Here is a 10390-nt window from a genome sequence, read left to right as displayed (position 1 = left end):
TTTGCGTTTTTCCTCCTGGGCCGCGGCAGGGAGGGTGCGAGCGTCTTCATTCATGCGGCCATTATATCATATCTATATGGCTGCCGGGTTAATAATTACACACCAAGATTACGCGGGCCGACGTGGATTCGAGCGAGACCCGAAGCCCAGCGCCATGTGTTTACCGCCAGACTCTTGTGATAAACGTCACGACAAAGTCCGGGTAATGGCCACGCTGGCGAGTGGCTTGGCCCAATTGGGCATCGGATTTGCGGGCGGGCTGACGAACTGGTCGCCTTGGAGGGCGAACAGGCAAACCGGGTTGGGCCCTGATCCCGAGTCCTCCGCCGTATTGTCAAAGACACTGACCGCGGCACAGCGCGGGATCAGCCCCATCAGGTTGTGAATCGCGCTGACCCAGCGCTCGCGGATCTTGGCTTCGGGGATCGGGTGACCACCGCGGCTGACCCTCGCAGCCACCCGCGCTATGTGCAGTTCAGGCGATGCCAGCCCCACGAAAAAAACCCGAACCTCCTCGCCCCGATCGATCGCATCATGCAGGGTCTGGCAGATGGTGTTGCCACCGAGGGTCGATTCAAAGATATAGTCCTGGCCTTCGTCGATCGCGCGCAGGAGTTGCTCGTAACCCATCTGCCAAGCCTGGCCGTTGGCCTCGGCCTCCGACAAGCCCGGGTTATCGACCCGCAGATCCCGGGCCACTTCGTCCGGATTGAAGTAGTCAGCCCCGTTGTGACGGAGATTGGCGCCGGCCACCGAGCTCTTGCCGGCACCGTTTACGCCGGCGATCACTGTGATCACGGGGTTTCGGTCTTACCTGGCGTGTAGGTTTGCCGCAGTTCCTCACTCGTCACGGCAAACAGCGCATCTGCCGCACGACGCGATTCCGGCGCAGTAATCCGTTCATACAACGCCTCATACTTGTCGGTGGCACGGGCAATCTCCTTTTCTTTCACCTGATCCACCAGCTCGGCACACAAGGCCTTCATCCGAACCATCTCCTCATAGTGATCGACACTGACGACCACTGCAGCATCACGCTTGCGAATCTGCAGGCGCAGCACACCCTCGCCCTCACTGATCTGTGCGAGTGAAGCCTCTATCTGGCGGCCGAAATCACGGCCACCCTTGCTGCTCAAGGTTGCCGCAGGCGTCAACCAGGACAGGCCTCGCATCAATCGCCGCGCCTGGGCGACGACGCCCCGTTTCGCGGTCTCTCGCTTCTGCACCTTTACCGCTTTGCTTTCCATCTCGGATTCCTCGCTCAGTCACCCTTGCATGGATTATAGCGCGAAAGCCATCTAGTGGCACTTGTGCCACTTTTCGGTTCATATGTCACACCTACCCACAGTACACCTTATGGAAAGCTCCACATAAGGTGTATTTAGGCTAGAAAGTACTTATGTAAAGTAGCCAAAAAAACTGCCTCACTATCAAGCTCTTGTGGACTAAATACTTTACATAACCCCCCAACCTGGCTGGCTGCCCACGGTTTGTCCTCTCCATTTCGGTGCCCTCTATAGACGCTGCAGCCAACCCAACAGGGTTTTATTCTCTTTCCAGGAAGGAACGTCGGGAATCGGTGTCGCACTGATTTTCTCAATCGCAGCCCGTTTCATCTCAAGGTTCGCTCTGGCGTACAGTTCCGTCGTTTTGATATCCGCGTGACCCAAGAAATCGCGAACAATATCCAGCGAGATACCGCCCTCTACTAGGTGCATTGCTTTGGTATGCCTCAGTGTGTGCGGTGTGACTTTTTGATTGAACGCGGGGTCGCTCTCCTGCGCCGTCTTGACATGTTTTTGCAGGATGTAATTAACGCCAGCTCTGGTTAATCGATTCCCCTGCCTGTTACAGAACACGGGGCTGTCATACCGCTCGGTAGTGTCCCCATGAGTGGTGTAAATCTTCACGGTGGGGTGGCGGCCACCGTGGGTCTCCGTAAACTGGAGGTTACGACACCTTCACCAATCACGGAGAGACACCACGATGACCGAGGACAGGATGGCATTGATTGAGCTGGCTGAAAAGCATGCGGACGGTGATTTACTGAGGGAGCTGGGCGAACTGGTCCTGCAGCGACTGATGGATGCAGAGGCGGAGCAGCGTTGCGGCGCCGGCCGACATGAACGCAGTGAGGGCCGGGTCAACCAGCGCAACGGCTATCGCGAGCGCACACTGGAGACACGATTGGGAACGATGGACCTGCGGATTCCGAAGCTGCGCACGGGCAGTTACCTGCCGAGCTTCCTGGAGCCCCGGAAGGCCTCGGAGCAGGCCTTGGTGGCTGTTGTGCAGGAGGCGTATGTGAAGGGGATATCGACCCGCAAGGTCGATGATCTGGTGCAGGCGATGGGTATGAGCGGCATCTCCAAGAGCCAGGTATCGCGACTGTGCGAGGAACTGGACGAGCGCGTCGAGGCTTTCCTGAATCGCCCGCTGGAGGGCCCATGGGCCTACGTCTGGCTGGATGCCACCTATCTAAAATCGCGCGAGCGTGGCGCTGTCAGCAGCCAAGCGGTGGTGGTTGCCGTTGGCGTCAGCAGCGAAGGCCGCCGGGAAACCCTGGGCATGGCTGTGGGTCCGGCCGAGACTGAAGCCTTCTGGACCGAGTTCCTGCGCAGCCTGGTGCGCCGTGGCCTGTCAGGCGTGCGACTGGTGGTCTCGGATGCCCACGAGGGCCTGAAGCAGGCGATTGCCAAGGTCATAGGAGCTACCTGGCAACGCTGCCGGGTGCACTTCATGCGCAATGCGCTGGCCCACGTGCCGCGCAAGCAGCACTCCATGGTGGCCGCCGTGATCCGCACGGCATTCGTGCAGGAGAACCAGCAAGAGGCGCGCCAGCAGTGGCGGGAAACGGCGGACAAGCTGCGAGAGCGCTTCGCCAAGGTAGCGGAGCTCATGGACAGCGCCGAGGACGACGTGCTTGCCTTCATGAGCTTCCCGAAAGAGCACTGGCCTCAGCTGGCATCGACGAATTCCCTGGAGCGATTGAACAAGGAAATCAAACGCCGCTCGCGGGTGGTCGGCATCTTCCCGAACAATGCTGCCATCATGCGGCTCGTGGGAACGCTACTCGCTGAGCAAACAGATGAATGGCAGGTGACACGCCGCTACATGAGCCAAGAGACGTTGGCGCGCGTGCTGAGCAAGGAAGACCAGGCCAACCTACTGCCACAGTCTGAGGCCGCCTGAAGCGATGAAACTGGAGACCGGAATTACACCACTTGACGGGACACTACCTACCGCTCAGGCAAAGCCAATGTATTTTCGTTAATATATCGCCGCAACAGGTTAACGGTATTGTCCATCAACGGCACCATTCGTACTTTGCGCCCTTTACCCAAGATTCTGATCTGGGCGGGAGATTCCAGGCGTACATCTCCTGCTGTCAGATTAATGATTTCCTGGACACGCGCGCCCGCATCATAGAGAAGGCTGAGAAGAACAGCATCTCGTCGTCCGGCGGGCCGCGTAAGATCGGGCTGTTCCAGCAGTGCTGCGAGACAGGCTTTAGACAAGTAGCCCACTTCTTTACGCACGAAGCGACGTAACGGAATGGCAAGTATACGTTGGCATTGCAGTAGTTTTTCTGGTTCCTCGACTTGTAAGTAGCGGAAGAACGCGTGTAATACCGCCAGTCGCTGATTGATCGTACGGACTGAGCAACTGCGTTCATTTTGAAGATAGTTTAGGAAGTCGCGAATTAATTCGGCATCAACATGATGGAGCTCCAATCGCTCGATGACGAGCCCTTTTTCATCTCTACAAAATCTCAGCAGTAAGACGATCACATCGCGGTATGCTTTGATAGTGTTCGGGCTCAGATCTCGCTGCCCGCCGAGATAATCACTCAAGAAGCGGCTAACGTGCACAGATAGTGTGGTGGGCTTCATCATCATCTCCTTTTGGTATCACACCGCCAAACTGGTCATTCATTCGCGCGGTCAAGTGAGGGAATAACTCTGCGGTGAGGTGAAGGTACTTCTGGGTACCTGTAAAATCCTTGTGCCCCAGATAGGCGATAAGAAACGGTAATTTTGCGTTCAGGTCAGCGCCTTCTTCATACCACTGCAGCAAACGGTGTACGGCAAATGTGTGGCGTAGATCATGCACCCTGGGTCCCCTACCTCGACCTTGATGGGGAATGTCACATTGATACAAGGCTTGCCGATAAAGTGAGTAGATCGATGAGTTATGCCAGCTACTATTTCCGGCTGATGGGAAGAAATAAGAATCCGCACAACGCTTGGGTAAAGTTCGCTTATCCAGTTGTTCAGCGTAGCGCCTCAGACGTTTGACCAACTCTAGAGAGGGCGGAACGAGGCGGTCTTTACCGAACTTGCCCTCCCTCACCGTGATGACACCTTGTTGGAGATCCACATCACGGACTTTTAGGGAGAGAACCTCTGCCAGTCGGAAACCACAGCCATAAAGTAATCGGAAGATCTCCGGCATAATAATATGGCGAAGGGGTGATTTCCGACTGCGAGGCAAGCCATCTACAGCCAGAACCACCTGCTGTACCTCACGGTGCGTCAATATTCTTGGTGCGAACGCATAGGATCGCCGGGGCCCAATACCCTTCGGTGGAATATAGGCAGCATATCCCAGACGTGCCATCAGTCCGCCCAGTTGCCGTACCATTATAATTCGGCGTTGAACGGTAGATGGCCGCTCGTGGGGGGTTAGCGATAGCCATTGGTCAATGAGTGATTTCGGTAGCGCATTCCGCGTTACATCGGTGGCACACAAGAAACCATCAAGATCTTTGAGTACTTTGGCGGGCGTATCGTATTTATATCCGCTGGCGTGTTTCTCGCGAACGAGCCGTTCCATGAACGGGGCGAGCGGGCTTTCATATTGGATATTCTTACGCTTGATTGACATTGTTCACCTCCGGAATCGACAGTGCGACTTCACGTAGCGATTCGACACTTGCCTTCGCATAGATCATGGTGGAGTTCATCGATGAATGGCCTAGAATGTTCGCGATGAGCGAGAACGGCACATCGTCCTCCAGAAGTTGCGTCGCCAAAGTGTGCCGCAGGGAATGTAGTCCCTTCTTCTGTGGGCTTCTAAAGCGGACGCCTGCTACGGAGCGCCAGTAACGGATAATGTTGTACAGGTGATTGGTTTTGCTGAACGGTTTGATAGGTGGTTGAAGCTTCAGAAACACCTCACGGTAGTGAGTATTCGGCCGCACATGCTTCAGATACTCGATGAGTGCTTTCCCAACCTCATCTGTCAGCGGCAGTTGCATCGGTATTCCGGATTTGGACTGATTGAAGGAGATGGTCTCAGCGGCCCAATCTATTTGATCGAGCGTTAAATTTCTGATGTCAGTTGCACGCAGGCCCAGGCGCGCAGCTAGGAGCAAAATGGCATAATCTCGCTTACCTCTCGGTAATCGTCTGTCAACTTTCTCGAGCAAAATTGCAAGCAACTCTTTATCCCAAACCGATGGAATCGAGCTTTTTTCAGGAAAGTACACGCCGGGCAAACAATCGCTCAGATCCCGCGATAACATGCCCTTGTAGAACAGATACTGAAGATAGCCACGCACATCAGATACCGTTATAGCGACCGTTTTGCGTCGATAGCGAGATAAGGAATAGACAAAATCAGAGAGATCCTCTGGACCTATTTGGCTAAAGCGTTTGATATCACGCTTCGATAAAAAATCGAGGAATACGACAACTTCCCGTATATGTTGCTCTACGGTAATGGGCCTGAGATGGCGCTCCTCCTCACAGTACGTTTTGTAGTCCTGCAAGCTTTGTCGCATGGCAGCAGGAACGTTGAGCCGCTTGACGTCCAGTTTACCGCGCTCAAAATAACCGTAGCGAGCGTAGCTCCATAATAACGAGAGTCCATATTCTGCATGGAGTTTCCAGCCTTTGTTTGCCTGAACGGGTAGCCGCGGTTCAATATTGTAATGAGCCAGAAAATCGTCAATCAATTGCTCTCGCAGCTTGCCTTTATAGTTACGCTGCTGGGCATAGCTAAGAAACTTGCGCCAAACCGTTTGATAGCGGCGTATTGATCGTGGGTTGTATTGGAGAACCTGGAGTTGACTCAGTGCGCTGAAGACCAGTTCATCTAAAGGGAGTTCTTTTGCCGTTGATCTGTGAGTACTCATACATATTCCTCTGTCATTGATAGATGGCCGCAGGGCCACCTTTCAATTTAGTGGAAATATTATGTAAAGTAGTTTGGACTTAACTGATTGATTCAATGGCGCATAAACCGCCAGCTTTGCATAAACGCGAGCTAGCCTAAATACACTGCGACCACGGCCAGCCGTTCGTGCCCGAGCTCCCGGGATACCTGCTGACGGGCCTCCCGATCACGCTCGCGCTGTTCCGGCGTGAACGATTGCCGAGGTGGGCCACCTGCAGCGGGACAGGGCCAGCCCGTAAGCTGTTCGTAGCGCACCTGGGCATAGCAGTGGCGTAGGCCGTGGTTCTTGTCGAGGCCGGCCCGTACCGTGGAGCGCTCATACGTACGCAGGTGCTGTACATAGGTTTTGTTGGCCGGGATCAAGGAGCCGCGGCCGGCCAGACGCCGGGCCTCATCCAGCAGCGCACGCTGCTCCGGGGTTCTAACGGGAATTTCCCGTGCCCTGCCCCCCTTGCACCAGGAATCCTTGAGTTGGATACAATCCCCGCGATCGGCGTAGGCGGGACTGAATTTCAGGGACTCCTCCCGGCGCAGGCCAAAGGCCGCCTGCAAGCGCAGGGATAGGCGGATGTGTGGGTCGCGGACTTGAGCGAGCTTTTGGGCCTCGAGTTGACGGCTTTTGTCCTCGCCGGTGACATAGCGGCGGTTATCGATGCCGTAGTGGGCATTTTCCCGCGCCACCACGGGCGCCTTGTTAATGGCTCTGGCCCACCAGCGCAGGTGGGCCATGCGGTTTTTCATGGTCCCGGCCGAGAGCCCCTGCTGCTGCCAGCGCTCAACCAGGGCCTCGACGTGTTTCGGCTTCAGGCTTTCCGGCTTCATTTTCCGGAAGCCCATTTCATGCAACGCCCTCGCGGCCTGCATGAGGACATCCTCCCGGGCGGCCCGGGTCCCATAGGCGGTACGCGATGCCCTGCGCACCATCCCACGCAATTCGTATTGCAGATCCTGCATGCCCTGCTTACCCTCCTGCCACTGATCCATCCAACGCCGTGCGCCTTGTTTCGGACACGTCACTCGGCACTGGTCTTGCCCGCACTGTCGACCGGTATTGTTATTGGTACCGACACCGATGCTTAGTGTTTATGTCCAGCACCTTCGCCGTGGCGAGTGGTGATCCCGCGGTGCGGGAAGCGAACATAAGCGTTTTATGGTTGCCTGACTTTGCAGACAAACGGCGGGTTGCCCTGTGGGGAATCCCTGCCGTTCAGCGGTCGAGGGCAACGCCCTTAACTGCGGTTTGATGCTGACTTGCGGTGCAGCACACCGTGTTGCCGTTAACGACGGCCTGGCCTCCTTCACCATTTCCTGTTGCCAAAAAATGTTGAAGCGCGCCCCCGAAGGGATGCGCTTCAACCCCTCGGGTTTGCGTCGGCTTTCCTGTTGATCAGGCCGACGTGGAACGTGCCCTACTGGCTCGTTCCAGTGCTGGGTAACCAGCAGATGCGGGCGTGGCCCGCGCGCTTACATGCAGCCGAAGGCTGCGCTAAAGCCCGGTCATTTAGCCGTGGGATGGCCGGGGCTCGCAATAGTCATTTTTCTTCCAATAATTGTCGTGTCACTACGAATGCGGCCGTCTAGCGGCCGCGCGAGCCCAGGATTCACCGGGCTTGCCAACGCCAGCTAGCTGGCGTCACTACACCACTGTCGGCTGCGCCTTGTTCGGTAGTGACGCCAGCGGCGTCGGCAAGCCCTCAGGGTTTTTCAGGCATTAAGCAATGGTTAACTTGAGGGCGCTTCAGGAATGGCCGAGGATTTTGCCCGGCCCTCAGACGACCTCATAGCCGATCACCCGGCCGGTCTCGGTGAGGATGTTGGCCATGACCGCATCACGCAGTTCCCGGTGGAAAACGGGGCGCTTCGGGATCGCCCGGGCCCCGCGCTCGAACAAGGCGACGGCGGGTGCGTTCCCGTACATCGAGGCGCAGTAGAGCAGGCCATCTATGTCAGGGTAGGCCTCATAGAGCTGCTGCGCCCAGCGCCGGGCCCGCGGTCTGGGTCCCGCGTGGATGGCCATGGAGGCGCCGATCGCGGTGGCAAAGGGGCCGGTCAGGTCGAGCAGGGTAAGGTCGGCGGCGAGGTTAAATCCGCTGAGCACCGGATCGCGGGCGTGGCGGTCGATCAGGCGCGTGGCCTGGAAGACTTCGGCGAGGCAGGTAGGGATGGCTTCCGCGCCGGTGGCCAGGTACATGATGCCCCGGTCCTGCACCTGCGCCCTGCCCTGCCCGTCCGGCAACTGGTGATCAAAGCGGCTGGTGGTCGGGCCGTAGAAGCGAAAGGTGTCCCAGGATGTCGAAAACTCACCGCCCACAAAGCACAGCCGGGCCATGGTGGTACCTTCCGGCAAGTGATGCAGCACAGGCGGGATGGCCCGCAGGGCTTCCACACCCGGCGGTTCAGGGAACTTGGCCATCAGACCTCGCGGGCCAGGACGATGACAACCTCCGGCGGATGGCCGGTCAGGAGCCACTCGTGGGGGCTCAGGGCGCGATTTAGGGTCTCGGACTCAAGATCGGGGTGCACTTCCATGAAAAAGCGCTGTACGGCCACTGGGTGGGATTCTGGGCGCAGGGCCCGCAGAACCCCCTCCAAGCCCGCTAACGTGCCGCCAGGGCCAAACTGGAAGCGCGGGCACACCCTCCCGGCTGTCGTGCGTACCGCGTACAGCTCGCCTGCCTCGAGCTTCTGCCGAATGCGGCTGGTGCTGACGCCCAGCAAATCAGCGACTTCCTTCTGACTCAAGGCCGTGGTCACCATCTGGGCGAACTCTCCGGCGATGACCGCCACGTTGTCGGCGGCGCTGTCGTCGGACCAGGCCCCGACGCCACGGGCACCGGAGTCGCGCAGAAAGGTCTCCTCGGCCTCGGACAGGGCATTGGTCACCGGCGGCGCCTCGTAGATCGGGTGCGCGCGCAGGAACGCCGCGGCGGCGGATGCCAGGCGGTCGATATTGGTGATACCGGCCTTGGCCAGCGTGGTGCGATCGGCTTCGGTCAACATGGCTTACTACCTCTAACAGAGATAATGATAGTTAATTATAGGCCAGCCTATGACCGCTGTCACGCCGTGGAATCGGGAGGGGATTGTGGTGATTGACCGAAGCCATGCCGGGTCAGGTGACGGATGTAAAACTGGTCTGCCGGGGGCTCGCCGTCCCAGAACAGACTCGGGTCTTCGACCACGAAGCCCTGCTGGTAGGCTTTCTGATTCCGGCGACCACCGCGCAAGAGATTCTGGCCCTTGCGGGTCCGGGTGCAGATGTTGAGGCGGCCGAACTGGTTGACCAGGGTTTTTGGTGGGACGTCCGCGTCGAGGCGCTCAAAACACCATTCGAAGACTTCGGGGACCTGCAGGAAGGTCCGGCCTTCCCTGTCAACCTGCACCGGTGCCTGCTTGCGGTTGTAGGGAAGCGAGCCATCGCGAAGCCCTTCACGGATGGCCTCCACCAGCACCCAGCCTTTGGATAGCGGGTTGGCCCACTGGCTGCTATTGGGCTTCAGGAACTTAGCTGCCGTTGCTTGAGGGTTCGGCTCCTTCTGCTTTTGTAGAGTCGCACTTTTACCCGGATTCGGACTACTGGCAGAAGCGGGAGTTTCAGGTACGCGCCCCGGCAGCGCCGACCGCCCCGCCACTTCACGCAACCCGCCATCTTCGCGTCCTTCGAAAAAGGCCTGCCAGTGTTCCCAGACCAGCGCTTCCTGGCGTAGTCGCTCCAGCCCTGCAGGCGGTAACAGGGTCTCGGCGAGCGCTTGCTGCCCTCCCTGTTCCAGCTCCGCTGCATCCATGTGCCAGGCGATCGCCATCGCACTGATCAGGGCAAAGTTGTACAGGGTCTCAAAGCGGCGGTAGTCGGTGACCTGCCGCCCCTTGGGTAGGCGGTGATTCCCAGCCCGGTGGCAGGCCTGGGCAATCGACATCAATAGCGTAGAGAGTGCCTGGTCGGCGGTGCTGGGATCACGCTGCTGTGCGGCCCGATGCAGTGCCTGGAACAGTGGCAAAGTCTGTTGCTGGAATTGTGCTTCTGACTGGGTACCGTCGGCCCGATGCAGAACGCGTATCGGGCCATCAAGGGGATGGGGGGCGGGCGCTTTGGGGCGCGCCCTGGGATTTGTTGGCGCTCGGCGCCGGAGAAGGTATTTCAGCATATCTAACGCCCTTCGCGGTCGAAATTTATACTTTTCCCTTTTGTTTCATGTAGTTACGTGAGTTA

Annotated in this window: 11 protein-coding genes; 1 reads left to right on the top strand and 10 read right to left on the bottom strand. The window is 57.9% G+C overall.

Features of this window, described 5'->3' with window-relative positions; genetic code table 11:
- Positions 1-186 precede the first annotated feature (186 nt).
- The 3 genes from G533_RS0117840 to G533_RS0117830 form a co-directional block, all read right to left on the bottom strand.
- Positions 187-798, bottom strand: a complete 612-nt coding sequence (locus G533_RS0117840; RefSeq protein WP_027951109.1) for an ATPase — start codon at positions 796-798, stop codon at positions 187-189.
- Positions 795-1247: a hypothetical protein gene (locus tag G533_RS0117835; protein WP_027951108.1), complete on the bottom strand. Its 453-nt coding sequence runs from the start codon at positions 1245-1247 to the stop codon at positions 795-797. The genes G533_RS0117840 and G533_RS0117835 overlap by 4 nt, the downstream gene beginning before the upstream one ends.
- Positions 1248-1514: 267 nt before the next feature.
- Positions 1515-1910, bottom strand: coding sequence for a tyrosine-type recombinase/integrase (locus G533_RS0117830; RefSeq protein ID WP_027951107.1), 396 nt, complete (start codon positions 1908-1910; stop codon positions 1515-1517).
- A 76-nt stretch (positions 1911-1986) separates the two neighbouring features.
- Here G533_RS0117830 and G533_RS0117825 point away from each other — a divergent pair, with 76 nt between their 5' ends.
- Complete coding sequence (locus G533_RS0117825) at positions 1987-3192, top strand: IS256 family transposase (RefSeq protein ID WP_027951106.1); 1206 nt, start codon at positions 1987-1989, stop codon at positions 3190-3192.
- Positions 3193-3239: 47 nt separating this feature from the next.
- On the opposite strand, the gene G533_RS22765 is transcribed toward G533_RS0117825, so the two are convergent.
- The 7 genes from G533_RS22765 to G533_RS0117795 form a co-directional block, all read right to left on the bottom strand.
- Positions 3240-3893: a tyrosine-type recombinase/integrase gene (locus G533_RS22765; protein WP_051230635.1), complete on the bottom strand. Its 654-nt coding sequence runs from the start codon at positions 3891-3893 to the stop codon at positions 3240-3242.
- Positions 3862-4887: a tyrosine-type recombinase/integrase gene (locus tag G533_RS24160; protein WP_084639135.1), complete on the bottom strand. Its 1026-nt coding sequence runs from the start codon at positions 4885-4887 to the stop codon at positions 3862-3864. The genes G533_RS22765 and G533_RS24160 overlap by 32 nt, the downstream gene beginning before the upstream one ends.
- Complete coding sequence (locus G533_RS0117815; RefSeq protein ID WP_027951105.1) at positions 4871-6139, bottom strand: tyrosine-type recombinase/integrase; 1269 nt, start codon at positions 6137-6139, stop codon at positions 4871-4873. Before G533_RS0117815 ends, G533_RS24160 begins: the two co-directional genes overlap by 17 nt.
- A 131-nt stretch (positions 6140-6270) precedes the next feature.
- The gene (locus G533_RS0117810; RefSeq protein WP_240472465.1) at positions 6271-7164 is read right to left on the bottom strand and encodes a phage integrase N-terminal domain-containing protein; all 894 of its coding nucleotides are present in this window, start codon (positions 7162-7164) and stop codon (positions 6271-6273) included.
- A 784-nt stretch (positions 7165-7948) separates the two neighbouring features.
- The gene (locus G533_RS22760; protein ID WP_051230633.1) at positions 7949-8593 is read right to left on the bottom strand and encodes an RES domain-containing protein; all 645 of its coding nucleotides are present in this window, start codon (positions 8591-8593) and stop codon (positions 7949-7951) included.
- The gene (locus G533_RS23720; protein WP_051230631.1) at positions 8593-9180 is read right to left on the bottom strand and encodes a MerR family transcriptional regulator; all 588 of its coding nucleotides are present in this window, start codon (positions 9178-9180) and stop codon (positions 8593-8595) included. Before G533_RS23720 ends, G533_RS22760 begins: the two co-directional genes overlap by 1 nt.
- Before the next feature lie 59 nt (positions 9181-9239).
- The gene (locus G533_RS0117795) at positions 9240-10178 is read right to left on the bottom strand and encodes a hypothetical protein (protein WP_027951103.1); all 939 of its coding nucleotides are present in this window, start codon (positions 10176-10178) and stop codon (positions 9240-9242) included.
- Positions 10179-10390: the final 212 nt, after the last annotated feature.

The sequence above is a fragment of the Haliea salexigens DSM 19537 genome, from assembly GCF_000423125.1.
In the GTDB taxonomy this organism is placed as follows: domain Bacteria; phylum Pseudomonadota; class Gammaproteobacteria; order Pseudomonadales; family Halieaceae; genus Haliea; species Haliea salexigens.
Note: the sequence above shows the minus strand (reverse complement) of the source record. Positions and strands in the feature narration are given on the sequence as shown.